This is a genomic window from Pseudohongiella nitratireducens, from assembly GCF_001642735.1.
Lineage (GTDB): Bacteria > Pseudomonadota > Gammaproteobacteria > Pseudomonadales > Pseudohongiellaceae > Pseudohongiella > Pseudohongiella nitratireducens.
Map to the genome: position 1 here is coordinate 1 of NZ_LWHM01000032.1, position 15,109 is coordinate 15,109.

The 15,109-nt window shown below is 47.5% G+C and carries 14 protein-coding genes and 1 pseudogene; 6 read left to right on the top strand and 9 right to left on the bottom strand.

The window, feature by feature from the left end:
* The 3 genes and pseudogenes from PSCS_RS11685 to PSCS_RS11695 all read right to left on the bottom strand — a co-directional run.
* Nucleotides 1-452 (bottom strand): transposase family protein (locus PSCS_RS11685; protein ID WP_198544290.1); only part of this gene is annotated, 452 nt, incomplete at its 3' end.
* A gap of 21 nt (nucleotides 453-473) precedes the next feature.
* Nucleotides 474-990: pseudogene (lspA, locus tag PSCS_RS11690) on the bottom strand (signal peptidase II).
* A 3-nt stretch (nucleotides 991-993) separates the two neighbouring features.
* Nucleotides 994-1,890, bottom strand: coding sequence for a cation transporter (locus tag PSCS_RS11695; RefSeq protein ID WP_068810633.1), 897 nt, complete (start codon nucleotides 1,888-1,890; stop codon nucleotides 994-996).
* Between the two features lie 95 nt (nucleotides 1,891-1,985).
* Here PSCS_RS11695 and cadR point away from each other — a divergent pair, with 95 nt between their 5' ends.
* Both cadR and PSCS_RS11705 read left to right on the top strand, forming a co-directional pair.
* Entirely contained in the window at nucleotides 1,986-2,393 is a 408-nt protein-coding gene (gene cadR, locus PSCS_RS11700) for a Cd(II)/Pb(II)-responsive transcriptional regulator (protein ID WP_068812297.1), read from the top strand.
* Between the two features lie 202 nt (nucleotides 2,394-2,595).
* Nucleotides 2,596-2,973, top strand: coding sequence for a helix-turn-helix domain-containing protein (locus PSCS_RS11705; protein WP_229694632.1), 378 nt, complete (start codon nucleotides 2,596-2,598; stop codon nucleotides 2,971-2,973).
* On the opposite strand, the gene PSCS_RS11710 is transcribed toward PSCS_RS11705, so the two are convergent.
* The 6 genes from PSCS_RS11710 to rpmH form a co-directional block, all read right to left on the bottom strand.
* A complete protein-coding gene (locus PSCS_RS11710) occupies nucleotides 2,963-4,183 on the bottom strand; it encodes a site-specific integrase (RefSeq protein WP_068812299.1) in 1,221 nt (406 codons plus the stop codon). The two genes, PSCS_RS11705 and PSCS_RS11710, sit on opposite strands and share 11 nt — an antisense overlap.
* Nucleotides 4,184-4,386: 203 nt before the next feature.
* The gene (gene mnmE, locus PSCS_RS11715) at nucleotides 4,387-5,778 is read right to left on the bottom strand and encodes a tRNA uridine-5-carboxymethylaminomethyl(34) synthesis GTPase MnmE (protein ID WP_106387116.1); all 1,392 of its coding nucleotides are present in this window, start codon (nucleotides 5,776-5,778) and stop codon (nucleotides 4,387-4,389) included.
* Nucleotides 5,779-5,785: 7 nt separating this feature from the next.
* Nucleotides 5,786-7,510: a membrane protein insertase YidC gene (gene yidC / locus PSCS_RS11720; RefSeq protein ID WP_068812300.1), complete on the bottom strand. Its 1,725-nt coding sequence runs from the start codon at nucleotides 7,508-7,510 to the stop codon at nucleotides 5,786-5,788.
* Nucleotides 7,511-7,519: 9 nt separating this feature from the next.
* Nucleotides 7,520-7,768, bottom strand: a complete 249-nt coding sequence (gene yidD, locus PSCS_RS11725; protein ID WP_068812301.1) for a membrane protein insertion efficiency factor YidD — start codon at nucleotides 7,766-7,768, stop codon at nucleotides 7,520-7,522.
* Nucleotides 7,769-7,784: 16 nt separating this feature from the next.
* A complete protein-coding gene (gene rnpA, locus PSCS_RS11730) occupies nucleotides 7,785-8,156 on the bottom strand; it encodes a ribonuclease P protein component (RefSeq protein WP_068812302.1) in 372 nt (123 codons plus the stop codon).
* A gap of 26 nt (nucleotides 8,157-8,182) precedes the next feature.
* Nucleotides 8,183-8,317, bottom strand: a complete 135-nt coding sequence (gene rpmH / locus PSCS_RS11735) for a 50S ribosomal protein L34 (protein WP_068812303.1) — start codon at nucleotides 8,315-8,317, stop codon at nucleotides 8,183-8,185.
* A gap of 373 nt (nucleotides 8,318-8,690) precedes the next feature.
* Here rpmH and dnaA point away from each other — a divergent pair, with 373 nt between their 5' ends.
* From dnaA to gyrB, 4 genes are read left to right on the top strand one after another with little or no spacing between them, the layout of a single operon-like run.
* A complete protein-coding gene (gene dnaA, locus PSCS_RS11740; protein ID WP_068812304.1) occupies nucleotides 8,691-10,253 on the top strand; it encodes a chromosomal replication initiator protein DnaA in 1,563 nt (520 codons plus the stop codon).
* A gap of 39 nt (nucleotides 10,254-10,292) precedes the next feature.
* Nucleotides 10,293-11,399: a DNA polymerase III subunit beta gene (gene dnaN, locus PSCS_RS11745; protein ID WP_068812305.1), complete on the top strand. Its 1,107-nt coding sequence runs from the start codon at nucleotides 10,293-10,295 to the stop codon at nucleotides 11,397-11,399.
* Between the two features lie 9 nt (nucleotides 11,400-11,408).
* Nucleotides 11,409-12,521, top strand: coding sequence for a DNA replication/repair protein RecF (recF, locus tag PSCS_RS11750; protein WP_082866651.1), 1,113 nt, complete (start codon nucleotides 11,409-11,411; stop codon nucleotides 12,519-12,521).
* Between the two features lie 19 nt (nucleotides 12,522-12,540).
* Nucleotides 12,541-14,967 (top strand): DNA topoisomerase (ATP-hydrolyzing) subunit B, encoded by a 2,427-nt coding sequence (gene gyrB, locus PSCS_RS11755; protein ID WP_068812307.1) that lies wholly within the window; start codon nucleotides 12,541-12,543, stop codon nucleotides 14,965-14,967.
* Nucleotides 14,968-15,109: the final 142 nt, after the last annotated feature.

Below are 15,109 nucleotides of genomic sequence, written 5' to 3' on the forward strand. Positions count from 1 at the left end.
ATGCGGGGCGTCTCGAAGCGGTGCCAGCGCCCCAGGAACTCGGCGCGGGCGTTGAAGATGTCGCGCACCGTCTTCTCGTCCAGGCCGGTCTGTGCCGCCACAAAGGTGTAGGGGTGGTTGAAGGATTCCTTCTCCACGTACTCATGCAGCCGCAGTGTCATACGGAATCCGTCCACCATCTCCGGTAGCTGGGGCCTGAATGTTGTCTTGCAGGCCCGGCAGGTGTATCGGCGGCGGACCACCCAGAGAGTGACCCGCTTGCCGTGGATGGGCAGATCACGATAGGGAACGTCACGCTTGCCGAACCGTACGAACTCACCCTGCACGCCGCATTCCTCGCAGGCGATGGGATCGGGCACGTCCACCTGGAAGTGCATTTCGTCGCCGGCTGATTTGCAGCCCTGTACTTGGTATTGCGGCAGGTGCAGGATGTTGTCGGGAAGTTCGGTCATGGTCTTATATAAGCATAGGTGTCAGTCAGATCCATCCGGCTCGGCATTGGTGTTTGTTTTTTTACCCAACAAGCTGCCGGAACTAAAAGTAAGACACCGAGGACAATTGCAATATCAGCCAGGTTGAAGACCGGCCAATGCCGTTCTCGCAAATAGAAATCAAAGGAATCCACAACATAATCACGAAAGACTCGGTCAATCAGGTTGCCCATGGCGCCACCGAGGATAGGACTGTAAGCGATAGCTTCTCCTTTATGATGATTTTCAAGGATCACCTTGATCAGAAAAATCGAGACCATCACCGCGATTCCGATAAAAAGTTGCGTTGCCAGCCTCCACCATTCGCAAAAAGACTGAATGCGCCACCGGTGTTACATAGGTGCACCAAGTTAAAGAGCGGGGTCACCGAAATATAAATATACTCGCCATAGGCCCTTGATTGCTGCATCAGCCACTTTTCAGCCTGATCAGACGCTGCCCGCAGGCCCGATATGGACAATAAGGCATACGGCGAGAGCTTTCTGCCAATAATGAGCATTATTTAATCTTTCAACGCCAGAATGCGTCTGGCGCCGTTAAGTACAATGACTCCCGCGATGGTGCCGATAATCAGATCCGGATAATTGGAGCCGGTCCACGCGACCAGGGCGCCGGCGGTGATGACCCCCAGGTTGATCACCACGTCGTTGGCCGAGAATATCCAGCTTGCCTTCATGTGCGCCCCGCCTTCCCGATGTTTGGATATGAGCAGCAGACAACTGGTATTGGCAATCAATGCGACGAATGCGATAGCCATCATCACCAGCGATTCAGGCTCACTACCGAATACAAAGCGTCTCACCACCTCTACGAGCACGCCCACAGCCAAGATCAGTTGCAGTACACCAGCAAGATGCGCGGCACGTACCTGCATTTTCACGCTATGTCCAACCGCATAAAGGGCAAGCCCGTACACCGCCGCATCGGCAAAATTGTCCAGGGATTCTCCAATCAGGCCGGTGGACTGGGCGATCAGACCGGCAGTCATTTCCACCACGAACAGAAGTGCATTGATGCCGAGCAACCAGCGCAGGGTCCCGGATTCTTGCTTAGCAGAAGCTGCCGAAAACTCGGCGGCCTTGATGGTCTCCGGATTTGCAGCGACGGTTTCCTGAAGCGAGGCGCCTAGCCCCAAGGTCTTCAGTTTCGAGGTGACGGGCTCGACCTCGCCGTCATGCACGACCTTCAGCCGGCGGTTCGACAAGTCGAAGGACAGCGCCCGAATCTCCTCAAAGCCGTTCAGGGCTAGGCGAATCATTCGTTCTTCTGATGGACAGTCCATCTTCGGCACGGCATAAACACTGACCCATCTCCCTGGCGCCTCGGAGGAGGCCTGTATATCGGTATCCGCTGCGGACGTTGCATCACCGCCACAGGCGCCACCACAGGATTTGCTCATGATACGACTCCACTTGAACAATGTTGTGGTACCATTTAAAACTATAAAGCTACTATAAGGTCAATAGAGTAAAGAATCCGTTGGGGAGGAGGCTGATGCGCATTGGTCAGTTGGCGCAGTTGGTAGGGGTCGAAACACAGACGATCCGCTTCTATGAACAGCAGGGCTTGTTGCCGCCGCCTGATCGGCAGGACAACGGTTACCGTGTCTATACCGAGAAGCATGGTGAGGGGCTGGCCTTCATCCGTCGCTGCAGAATCCTGGGCCTGTCACTGGCTGAGATTCAGGAACTACAGAGCTATCAGGACGACCCTCATCAGCCTTGTACCGCCGTCAACGCCTTGCTCGATGATCACATCTCTCATGTGCGGTCGCAGATAACCGCTCTGCAAGCGCTTGAGAAACAACTCGTTTCACTGAGAGCGAGTTGCAACGATGACCGGGAAGTTGAGGCGTGTGGGGTTCTTGCTGGAATTAGCGAAGGAAACATGCACCAGCAGTAGGTGAAGCATCAACCAGATAATCCGATGAGATGCCGGTCTGTCTCACTCTCATGCAAAGGTAAGATCAACCATTTAATCCGCTTACCCAAAATTTTCTCAATTCCGCTCAAACCGCCCAAAATGGGCAAAAGCAGACCCGTCGTTTCGCACCTCTCTCCTTCATCATAAACCCATCAAAGCGAATCAAAGTCAATGTGGGTGAATGATGTCTGAAACAGAACAGTTATCGTGCGTGATGAATGAATTGGCAGAAATCAAAAAAATCTTGGCTGATTTCGTTTCGGGAACAGCGTCGAACGACACCAGTAACGTGAACCTCCCTCCTTCTGGAAAGGAGTATCTTACTGTCGATGAGGCGGCAGCTTTGATCGGTTCAAAGCGGAGCTATATCTACAAGCTGACTCATGAGAAGCGAATCAGCTTTACAAAGCCGGGGGGGAATCGTGTATTGATTAAACGCTCGGACCTTTTGGATTGGGTTGAGGCCAACCGCATCAAATCTCAGAAGGATGTGCAGAACGACGTTGAGGAGTTTATGAAGAACTCTCGCCGTCCTGGACGTAAAGCGCCTAAGCGATAGCCATGGGGACTGCCTGCCCGCAATGGGAGCATCTGTTATTCTCACTTTCACGCTCTTTGAATATGTCTGGAAAGCTTCTCATGGCCGTTACTCGACGGCTTTCGAGAATATCAGCATAGTCTTCAGTTGTTCTCAGCTCTGAGTGTCCAAGGAGCCGAGAAAGAGAATAAATATCAACACCACGGTTAAGTTGGGCTACGGCGAATGTATGTCTCCCGACGTGAAACGTGACATGCTTTGTTATTCCAGCTCTCATTGCCCACTTCTCTAAAGCCACATTAAAGTAGCTGTTGTATTTTAGGCCGACGAACACTCTGTCTTCTGGTTCGCCCTTTCGATCTATATCCAACAGCTTTACAGCCGAATCTGGAAGGTCCAGATATACAAGGGATTTTCCACCGTTCTTAAGCTTTTTCTGGTCAAAAATGATTCGATAGTGGCCAGGCTCAAACTCTTCGATTTCACTCCATGTGAGTTTATTGATGTCACTCCACCGGAGACCGGTAGTGCAACTGAACAAAAAAGCCCGCTTCAGGACATCGTAGCGACATTCCGCTTTTGTCAACGCTCGAACCTCATCCAGTGAGAGGTAGGTTCGCTTAGTGTTCTCTGGCTTGACACTTTTCACTCGTTGAACCGGATTATCCCTGATGATGCCCTCTCGATATGCTTCATTCAGAGCAGCTCGGATCTTATTGAAGTAGCTCGATGCAGTATTTTTGGCAAGCTTGGTTTTCGATTTGGTGAGCTTCTCCTCCAGTAGGTACTTCCGTAAGCCTTCAAGAAACTGCTTATCAATCTCCTCAAAGGTGAGTTCAGCTCTGCCGTGGTAGTTTCTGAGGTGCTTACCTGCCGAGATCCAGATTGAATAATTAGATGCGCTTCCGGATTCTTTGGTCGAGGTTAATTGGTCGTAGTAGTCGAAGAAGCTTGAGGCCAGTTTCACGCGGTCTTCAAGCTGGAATTTATTGGCATGTGCTTCAACGAGACGTGCAGACCTCGCAGCTTCTGCCTGACGCATCATCTCCTTGTTGTGCTGCCGCTCAGCCTGGGTCTTGGGGTTGTGATACACGTACAGCTCAAGAGGCTCGTAATCCCGCTTAGGCCGCTTTTTTCCGTCCTCCCCTTCGACCACACCGTAGTAGTACACCAGGCGAAGCTGCTGTAGCCCCTTCGAGTTGGGGTTCCTCTTGTTAACAGATACCTTCATGTTTGCTCCAATTTTGATCCCATTGCTCCCGAATTCTAACCTTGGAGCAAATCGGGATCAATTTATAGTGAAACGGAGCAAATTAGAAGAAAACGCGGGAAAAAGGTTTTTGAGGTAAAAGCGAATATTGTCCTTAGAAAACAATAAGTTATTTTGATATGTTTTGATAGGTTTCACGGGGCTTTACCACTTCAGAATGAGGTTCACTTCCCGATACAAAAACTTGAAAATATCCTGCCTAGCAGGTCATCGGCAGTGAATTCACCGGTGATTTCACCCAGGTGTCTGTGAGTTAATCTCAGGTCTTCAGCAACCAGTTCTGCGGCATTGTGTTCTGCCAGTTGGTGTATGGCCAGAGCCAGGCTCTGCTGTGCTCTCTGGAGGGCATCAATGTGTCGTCGCCGGGCGATAAAACCGCTTTCACCATCAGGACGATAGCCCATCAACGCTTTGAGATGGTCTTTCAATAAATTCATCCCCGGGCCGGTTTTGGCGGAGAGCCTAATTGCGGTTACGGGAGGTGTTTCGGAGATGACTTCAATACCGGGTGACTGATCTGACAGGTCGATTTTGTTATAAACGAGCGTCAGACCGGACCGTTTAATCACGTCTCGAATCTGTGAGAAATATGGTGTATCCAGAAATGCATCCAGATTGTCTGGATCGGGAGCATCATTCTGACTGTCGATCATCAGTAATACCTGGTCGGCCTGCCCAATTGCCTGTTGCGCTCGCTTGATCCCCTCTTGCTCAACGATATCATCGCTGTCGCGTAACCCGGCCGTGTCCGTAATATGCAACGGCATGCCATCCAGATTAATCTGTTCGCTCAGAATGTCCCTGGTCGTGCCTTCGATATCGGTAACAATAGCTTTGTCACTGCCTGAGAGCGCATTTAGCAGACTGGATTTGCCCGCGTTAGGCCGGCCAGCAATGACGACTTGCATGCCGTCACGAAGCAGTGCGCCCTGGTGGGCCTGAGCGATAATTGTTTCCAACTCGCCGGCTATTGTTGAAAGCTTTTCAGCAATACGTCCTTCACTGAGGAAATCAATTTCTTCATCGGTAAAATCAATAGCCGCCTCGACATATACCCGAAGCGAAACAATCGACTCTGACAAACCCTCGATCAACCTCGAGAAATCCCCCTGAAGCGTCCGCACAGCGCTTCTGGCAGCTTCTGCCGAGCTGGCGTTGATAAGGTCAGCAATGGCTTCTGCCTGCGCCAGGTCGAGCTTGTCGTTCAGGAAGGCGCGTTCGGAGAATTCGCCGGGCCGTGCCAGTCGACAACCTTGAGCCAGCAGTGTTTGCAGGAGCGTATCGAGAATGAAGGTACCGCCGTGTCCCTGAAGTTCAAAGACATCTTCACCGGTAAATGAGTTCGGGCCCGGAAAGAAAAGCGCAATCCCCTGATCAATAACCTGTTGTTGCTCATCAAGGAAGGGGCAGTAGTGGGCATGGCGTGCTTTGGGCTTGAATCCCAAAACTTTTTCGGCGATCAGACGGCTTTTAGCGCCTGATACCCTGACGATACCTACGCCACTGCGACCACTGGGGGTCGCGATGGCGCAGATTGTGTCCTGATCGCCAGCGATCACGGCATCAGCTCTTCGCGGCTTCCCGAGCGGCGAATTCAGATTCAATCTTGCGGGTCACATAGTATTGCTGGGCAATACCCAACACACTGTTTGCAAGCCAGTACAGTACCAGACCAGCCGGGAACCACAGGAAGAAGATGGTCATACCAATTGGCATGAACTTCATCACTTTGGCCTGCATAGGATCCTGAGGTGTGGGGTTCAGCATGAACTGAACGTACATGGATGCACCCATCAACAAGGGCAGTACAAAGTATGGATCCATGACCGACAAGTCATTGATCCACAGAATCCATGGTGCGTGACGAAGCTCTACGCCTTCCATCAATACCCAGTACAGCGCAATGAAAACAGGCATCTGTACCAGCATGGGCAGACAGCCGCCAAATGGGTTGATTTTCTCTTTTCGGTAAAGCTCCATGGTCTCTTTTTGCAGCTTCATCTTGTCATCGCCATAGCGCTCTTTTAGCTGAGTCATTTTTGGCATGACCCGGCGCATATTCGCCATAGAGCGATAGCTGGTGGCCGACAGTTTGAAAAAGATGGCTTTAACGATCAGGGTAAGGATCAGGATGGACCAGCCGAAGTTACCGACAAAGCTGTTGATAAGTGTCAGCAGCGTATGGATCGGAGAAGCAATAAACCACAGGAAACCGTAGTTGATTGTTCTGTCGAGCCAGGGGGCAATTTCTTTCAGGCGGTCCTGGTCTTTCGGGCCGGCATAGAACTGCATTTGCTGGCTGGATTGTTGCCCGGACTCAACACTGAAAGCAGAGCTGGTAAAACCACCTATGAACTGACCCTGATTGTTCTGACGAAACGTAAAGTTATTCTGGCTATCTGAAGGGGGGACAAAAGCAGACATAAAGTAATGCTGGCTCAGTGCCACCCAGCCACCAGCAATGCTGTGACTTGGGCTGCTTTCTTCAATGTCATCGAATTCAACTTTGCGATAGTTATCATCAGGTGTTGTCGTCGCAAAGCCCAGGTAGCTGGATTTGCCAAATGATGTGCCTGATGTTGGATCCGCATAATTATTGCGTTTGATCTGAGCAAACAGGTTACCCTGCCAGGAGGAACCGCTCTGGTTATCCACATCAAAACCGATATCAATCAGGTAGTCGCCACGACGGAAGGTGAACGTCTTGTTGATGGTTACACCGTTGGCTTGTTCATAGGACAGGACAACGTTTAATGAGTTTTGGTTAGGACCTAGCGTATAGCTGCTTCGCTGGCTGCTGTATAGAGGACGCTGCTCTCCCCCATCAATACCATCACGGCCAATGACGCCGTTTTGTGCAACATAGGTTCGGCCGTTGGTATTTTCTAACAAGACGAAAGGAACTTCAGGTGTTTCCAGCGACGTGGCGTATTCTGGCAGGGAAGTGAAGACGATATCTCCACCCAGTGGATCAATCTGTAAATTGAGTACGTCAGTCGATACCGTAATCAAGCGTTCGCTTGCATCGGTATTACTTTCCTCATCGGTCATTGCTGTTGCTGAACCAACACTGGGAATATCGCTGCTGGTCGCTGCATTGTTTGCCGGTGCGGTAGGCAGATCACTACCACTGGATTCTATGGGTAAATCTGAGGGTAAGGCCGCCGTATTTTCCATCTGGGTTTCAGTTTGACTGGATACAGGTGGATAATCCTCTTGCCAGGCGAGCAATAACAGGTAACTGACTGCTGCCAGGCCGGCAATTAGTACGTACTTGATATAATCCATGGGCGATGACTACTTTTTACAGGTTGTGATTTCAGTATCGTGAGTGCACTTGGGTGCAGGGTCATAACCACCAGCACTCCAGGGGTGACAACGCAGGATTCGCTTGGCACCTAGCAGGCTGCCTTTGAGAATACCGTGTGCGGCAATAGCGTCTTGGGTGTAGTGAGAACAAGAGGGATAAAAACGGCACTGGTTTCCGATGAGCAGGCTCAGCGTACACTGATACAGTGTGATCAGTTTAATCGCGATCTTTGCCATCATGATGCCTTACCCGTCATTGTCTGGCGTTATGATTTCGTCGTTTGCAGAGATCTTGCCAGAGCTGCTCCAGCATATTTGTGACAGCATCATTATCAAGCTTGTCCAATCCCCCGCGAGCCAGCATAACGATATCAAGGCCGTTGAGCAATTGTTGATGGTGTCTGAAAGACTCTCGAGTCAGGCGCTTAAGCCGATTCCTCTGTACAGCCAGACGAACGTGCTTTTTGGCGATGACCAAGCCAATGCGAGTCTTACCGCTGGGGTTTTCATTGGCCAGGATCAGAATCTGGCGCCGTGATACGCGAAAGCTGGCGCCATTAAACACTGATTGATAATCAGTGGCTGTCAGGAGCCGCCGCTCTTTGCCAAAACCCAGTTCTGTCATTGGCGGCTCAGTTACTTGCGATAGAATTAAGCTGACAGCTTAGCACGGCCTCGTGCGCGACGACGCTTGATTACCTGGCGACCACCGCGGGTTGCCATGCGAGCACGAAAACCGTGTGAACGGGCGCGTTTCAATACGCTGGGCTGAAATGTTCTTTTCATAATGGCATATCCGAATAAATGCGTTTCTGAATCAATAGCTAGCATGCTGCTATTGAAAATGAAGAGCGCGGATTTTAGATTGATAACAGCCTAATTGCAAGTATTTTAAGGGTTTTCCTTTATACCCATTTAAGCACAATTTATCCACAGGTTGTTCTATATGGTCATCAGGATTTGCTCATGCTCAAAGAGCATTGTTTTTACTGGTAATTTCTTTTATTGAATATATAAGATACTGATATAAAAAGGAAATGCTTAATACGGCTTTCAAGAAAAATTTGCTATTATTTGTGGATAAGTCTGGTTTGTCTGGGTAGAATCCTAGGCCTTCGCAGAGTTATCAACAATAAAAGACTACAGGGTAGTGAAAGTCGTGCTATTGGCAAATTGGGAACAGTGTGTGGATCACCTGAGGGATGAATTACCATCCCAGCAATTTAATACCTGGATTCGTCCGCTAAAAGCCGAGTCCAGTTCTGAAGGACTTACATTATTAGCACCTAACCGTTTTGTTCAGGATTGGGTCAGGGAAAAATTTCATAACCGTATTTCCGAGCTGATAAACCGTGAGGTTGAATCAGGTCCTGTTGATGTATTCGTTGAAGTGGGTGCCCGTCAGACAATGGCAAAAGGATCTCCACGATCTACCACCCTTGATGTGAACAGAGCATCCGGACATCAGGCATCTAATGATTCGGTTTTATCAGCTTCACCATCTTCTACACAGGCGTTGTCCTCATCAGGTGCAGACCACTTTGAAACCAGATCATCTGGCTCTTCCCGCTCATTTCAGGCGTCACAAAGAAGCGTCGTGGATGCTGAAGCTGTCTTGTCAGACAGCTTGGATATGCCATCTGCGAGTCAGTCGCGCTCTACCCGGAAGATGGAGTCAATCATTGAAGGGAAGCTCCGTCATAAAGGGTCTCTGAATTTTGAGAACACCTTTGATAATTTTATTGAAGGTAAATCCAACCAGTTAGCCAGAGCGGCTGCAATGCAGGTTGCAGACAACCCGGGTGGGGCTTATAACCCGCTTTTTATTTATGGCGGCGTTGGTTTGGGTAAAACTCACTTGATGCATGCTATTGGCAATTACATGCTTGCCAGAAAGCCAAATGCAAAAGTTGTTTATTTGCATTCAGAAACATTCGTCGCAACGATGGTGACAGCGTTACAATTAAATGCGATTAATGAGTTCAAACGCTATTATCGATCTGTAGACGCGCTGTTAATTGACGATATCCAGTTTTTTGCAGGTAAAGAGCGCTCTCAGGAAGAGTTCTTCCACACGTTTAATGCGCTCTTGGAAGGTGGTCAGCAGATTATTCTAACCAGTGATAAATATCATAAAGAAATCAATGGGTTAGAAGAGAGGTTGAAATCCAGATTTGGCTGGGGACTGAGTGTCGCTGTAGAACCACCGGAACTCGAAACCCGCGCTGCCATCCTTATTAATAAGGCAGCACAGAGCCAGGTTGAGTTGCCAGGTGATGCAGCAATGTTTATTGCTCAGCGGCTACGTTCGCATGTCCGTGAGCTTGAAGGCGCGCTGAAGAAGGTTATCATTCATGCAAACTTCGTTGGCCGTAAAATCGATCTCGAGCTTGTAAAAGAAGCATTGCGAGACTTGTTTGCATTACACGATAAACTGGTTTCAATTGATAATATCCAGCGTTCAGTTGCTGAGTATTATAAAATCAAAATGTCAGATATGTTATCCAAGCGCCGCAATCGATCTGTTGCCCGACCTCGACAAGTCGCTATGAGTCTGGCCAAAGAGCTGACCAATCACAGCCTGCCAGAAATTGGCGAAGCTTTTGGTGGTCGTGATCACACCACTGTATTGCATGCTTGTAAACAAGTTAAGAAGTTACGAGACAGTTCACAGGATCTGGCCGAGGACTATAACAACCTGCTCCGGGCACTAACCACATAAGGTTAAGAATTCCAGCTAACTGAAAATAGAGACGGAAATATGCATTTTACAATAACCAGGGAAGCTTTACTTAAACCACTTCAATTGGCAGCGGGCGTTGTCGAACGCCGGCAAACGCTGCCAGTACTTGCTAATGTATTGCTGACACTGAAAGACAATGTATTAGAAATCACTGGTACAGACCTTGAAGTTGAGTTAATAGGCCGGGTTGCTGTCAGTGGTGAGTCTCAGCCAGGTGAAATTACTGTACCGGGTCGAAAGTTATTGGATATCTGTAAAGCCTTACAAGATGATGCTTCACTAGAGTTTAAGGTTAATGATAATAAGTGCCTTGTTAAAGCCGGCAAGAGCCGTTTTAGCCTAACCACCCTGCCCGCTTCTGATTTTCCGGCCACTGTTGATGAGCCAGGCTCTTTCGAGTTTGCAATTAGTCCTGATGAGTTAAAATCACAAATTCATGCCTGCGCATTTGCCATGGCTCAGCAGGATGTCCGATATTATCTAAATGGTATGCTGTTTGAAGTCGGTGAGTCCTGGTTTCGGGTTGTCGCAACTGATGGCCATCGATTGGCAATGCAGACGGTTGGTGTAGCCAGTGATGTGACTGAAACACAACAAATAATTGTACCAAGAAAAGGTGTTCTTGAGCTGTCTCGCCTACTTTCAGAACCCAGCGACGAAAAAATTGCCTTGTTATTTGGTAGTAGCCATATACGGGTCAGGCTGAAAGATTTCACCTTTACTTCCAAGTTAGTTGACGGAAAATTCCCAGATTATATGCGTGTCCTGCCAAAAGGCGGCGACAAGGTTGTTATTGGGGATAAACAAGAACTTAGGCAAGCCTTCAACAGAGCTGCCATTCTTTCTAATGAAAAGTATAGAGGTGTGCATTTGCAGCTGTCACCCTCAGAGATGAAAGTAGTGGCAAATAACCCTGAGCAGGAAGAAGCAGAAGATCAGGTTTCAGTTAACTACGATGGTGATGCTTTAGAAATCGGATTTAATGTTAGCTATCTACTAGATGTATTGAATGTCATAGACAGTGAAGATGTTAAATTTACATTAGCTGACTCCAATAGCAGTGCTTTGGTTGAATCGACTTCACCTGTAGATGCGCTATATGTGGTTATGCCTATGCGGCTGTAACTCTTATATATGTCAGTATTATCTCGAGTTAAAGTCGACCGATTCAGGAACCTGGAGGCGGTCGACATAACTCCATCCCCTTCTTTCAATTTTTTTTATGGCGCTAATGGCAGTGGAAAAACCAGTCTTTTAGAGGCTTTGCACTGTGTTTCTGTTGGCCGTTCTTTCCGAACTCAAAAGATTCGACCTCTTGTTTCTGAGGGTTTCCCCAGTTTTACTGTTTTTTTAGGCATTGATAATCAAATGGCGGCAGGTATTGGGTTGTCTAAATCCAGAGCTGGAAAGACGGAGTTGAACCTGCTGTCAGTGCCACAAGATAATTGGAAAGATGTAGCTGAGCGACTACCTGTGCAGCTTATTAATTCTGAGAGTTTTTTGATTCTTGATGGTGGAGCAAAACCACGTCGTCGTCTTTTAGACTGGGCAATGTTCCACGTGGAACATAGTTCTTTGAACTTGCTGCGTAGATTTAATAGAGCTTTGAAACAGAGAAATTCATTGTTAAAGACACTCCATACCGGAAGTAGGAAAAAAGCATTAGAAGCCCTTTTGCCTTGGGATCGTGAATTCTCTGAATCCGGCACAGCTTTAAATATCAAGAGACAAGAAATAGCAACCAAGCTTGATGATATCCTCCAGGACTATCTAAATAGATTATTACCTTACTTCAGCTTTGAACTGATATATAAGCCAGGCTGGGATGTTTCTACATCACTACTTTCTCAGTTAGAGAGTTCAATTGACAGAGACCTGGCGTCGGGTACGACAAACTTTGGACCTCACCGAGGAGACATAGTGATTTACGCGGGTAAATCTATAGCAAAAGAGACATTAAGTAGAGGGCAAAGCAAGATGTTTGTGTGCTCTCTAAAGCTTGCACTAGGTAAAATGGTTAGTGATCGATATGCTGATTACGGCACTCAATATAGTCCAGTATTCCTATTGGATGACCTTCCTTCTGAATTAGATAATAGGAATCAGGAGCTTGTGTTACATGAGTTGGCCAACCTTAATGTACAATGTTTTATTACCTCAGTAGATAAACCTAAATTTACAAAAGAAAAATTAAAACGAGATGCCCGCATGTTCCACGTGGAACATGGTAAAATAGCGGAAGCATGAAATCTTTTTGGAGATCAGAATGACCGACCAGGAATCAAACTACGATTCATCCAGTATCAAGGTATTGAAAGGCCTGGATGCTGTTAGAAAGCGCCCTGGTATGTATATTGGCGACACAGAAGACGGCACCGGTTTGCATCATATGGTGTTTGAGCTAGTTGATAACTCAATCGATGAGGCACTTGCTGGGCACTGTGATGAAATATGCGTGACAGTACATGTTGGTGAAGCAATATCCGTTACCGATAATGGGCGAGGGATTCCAACAGAAATGCATTCCGAAGGGGTTTCCGCAGCAGAAGTTATCATGACAGTCCTCCATGCTGGTGGTAAATTTGATGACAACAGCTATAAGGTTTCAGGCGGGTTGCACGGCGTTGGTGTATCTGTGGTTAATGCCTTATCTGAAGAATTAAAGCTGACGATTAGACGGGGCGGCGAAGTGCATGAACAGTATTACCAGCACGGTGTACCACAAGCGCCACTTAAAGTTGTTGGTGAGACTGATATTACTGGCACTGAAACATTCTTTAAGCCCTCCCCTGCAACATTTAAAAACATTGAATTTCATTACGACATTCTGGCTAAGAAATTACGAGAGTTGGCCTTCTTGAATGCTGGCGTGGCAATTCGACTGAAAGATGAGCGATCTGGTAAAGAAGATCTCTACAAGTATGATGGTGGTTTGAAAGCCTTTGTTGAGTATCTGAACAAGAACAAATCATGTATCAATAAAATATTCCACTTCCAGTCTGATCGGCCAGAAGACGGTATTTCAGTTGAAATTGCTTTGCAGTGGAATGACACCTATCAAGAAAGCATCTTTCCCTATACCAACAATATCCCGCAAAGGGATGGCGGAACCCATATGGCAGGTTTCCGTAGTGCTTTAACGAGAGTACTTAAAACGTACATCGATAAAGAAGTTGGTAATAAAAAAGGGAAAGAAGTAAATACCAGCGGCGATGATGCTCGGGAAGGCCTGACGGCTATTGTGTCTGTTAAGGTTCCAGATCCAAAATTCTCATCGCAAACAAAAGATAAGCTGGTTTCTTCTGAAGTCAAAAGTGCAGTCGAGCAGGAAATGTTTTCACATTTGACTGACTACTTACTTGAAAACCCGAATGACGCCAAACAAATTGTCAGCAAGATGATTGACGCTGCAAGAGCCAGAGAAGCAGCTCGTAAAGCTCGTGAGATGACACGAAGAAAAGGTGCGTTAGATATGGCCGGCTTGCCAGGTAAGCTGGCTGACTGTCAGGAAAAAGACCCTGCCCTGTCTGAAATCTATATTGTAGAGGGTGACTCAGCGGGTGGTTCTGCCAAGCAAGGTCGTAACAGAAAAAATCAAGCTATTCTCCCTTTGAAAGGTAAAATCCTGAACGTTGAGAAAGCGCGTTTCGACAAAATGCTCAGTTCCGCTGAAATAGGAACGTTGATCAAAGCTCTCGGTTGCGGTATTGGTAAAGAAGAGTTTAATCCGGCCAATCTTCGCTATCACCGCATTATTATCATGACAGACGCCGACGTAGATGGTTCTCACATTCGAACATTATTGTTGACGTTTTTCTTCCGGCAAATGCGTGAGCTGATTGAAAATGGGTATGTCTATATCGCGCAACCACCATTGTATAAAGTCAGGAAAGGCAAACAGGAGCAATACCTGAAAGACGATGATGAGCTGGCAAGATATCAGACGCAAATTGCCCTTGATGGTGCAGCACTTCATGTAAATAAGAGTGCGCCACCGATTTCAGGCGATGCCCTGGAAGTGATGGTAGACCAATACAATAGCACGTATGCCATGATTGCCCGACTGGATCGGAAATACCCCAATGAAATATTGGAGTCTATGGTCTACACAGAAGCCCTGGATCAGTCTCAAACGTTGACTGATGAGGTGTTACAGGACTGGTTAGATAAGTTGATGGCTCAGCTCCAGACATTGCACCCGAAAACCTCTAAGAACTACGTTTTTGAAATATTCAAAGATCCGGAAAAAGACGTACCAGAGCCACGAATCGTTTATACATTGCATGGGCTTCGCCGAGAGTATGTATTCAGTAAAGACTTTTTCGGTTCTTCAGAATACAAGGCGCTGGTCAAACTTGGTCAGATGATAAACAACCTGATTGAAGATGGTGCTTATGTAGTCAGAGGGGAAAAAACACAGGAAATCACTACGTTCAAAGAAGCGCTTCAATGGCTAACAGCTGATGCAATGAAAGGACATTACCTGCAACGCTATAAAGGGTTGGGTGAAATGAACCCCGGACAATTGTGGGAAACTACCATGGACCCGGATGCACGACGTATGTTGAAAGTGACGATTGATGATGCTATTGGTGCGGATCAGTTGTTTACAACATTGATGGGGGATCAGGTGGATCCTCGGAGAGAATTTATTGAAGCCAATGCGCTGGCTGTTCAAAACCTCGATGTGTAGTACGTTGCATTTAAAAATCTAAAACCAGGGGGTGAAACATTTATCCCCTGGTCTTGGCTTTCTAATAGATGTAACTGATTAGAGAGCCTGGCACTTTACTTCTCTAATCCACAGCCTTAAGAAAATGGCTGCACATCCTGGC

Coding starts and splice junctions, on each gene's coding strand:
- PSCS_RS11705 (WP_229694632.1), top strand. CDS start 2,596: ATGATGTCTGAAACAGAACAGTTATCGTGCGTGATGAATGAATTGGCA.
- dnaN (WP_068812305.1), top strand. CDS start 10,293: ATGCATTTTACAATAACCAGGGAAGCTTTACTTAAACCACTTCAATTG.
- rpmH (WP_068812303.1), bottom strand. CDS start 8,317: ATGAAAAGAACATTTCAGCCCAGCGTATTGAAACGCGCCCGTTCACAC.
- cadR (WP_068812297.1), top strand. CDS start 1,986: ATGCGCATTGGTCAGTTGGCGCAGTTGGTAGGGGTCGAAACACAGACG.
- yidC (WP_068812300.1), bottom strand. CDS start 7,510: ATGGATTATATCAAGTACGTACTAATTGCCGGCCTGGCAGCAGTCAGT.
- PSCS_RS11695 (WP_068810633.1), bottom strand. CDS start 1,890: ATGAGCAAATCCTGTGGTGGCGCCTGTGGCGGTGATGCAACGTCCGCA.
- recF (WP_082866651.1), top strand. CDS start 11,409: ATGTCAGTATTATCTCGAGTTAAAGTCGACCGATTCAGGAACCTGGAG.
- yidD (WP_068812301.1), bottom strand. CDS start 7,768: ATGGCAAAGATCGCGATTAAACTGATCACACTGTATCAGTGTACGCTG.
- PSCS_RS11710 (WP_068812299.1), bottom strand. CDS start 4,183: ATGAAGGTATCTGTTAACAAGAGGAACCCCAACTCGAAGGGGCTACAG.
- rnpA (WP_068812302.1), bottom strand. CDS start 8,156: ATGACAGAACTGGGTTTTGGCAAAGAGCGGCGGCTCCTGACAGCCACT.
- gyrB (WP_068812307.1), top strand. CDS start 12,541: ATGACCGACCAGGAATCAAACTACGATTCATCCAGTATCAAGGTATTG.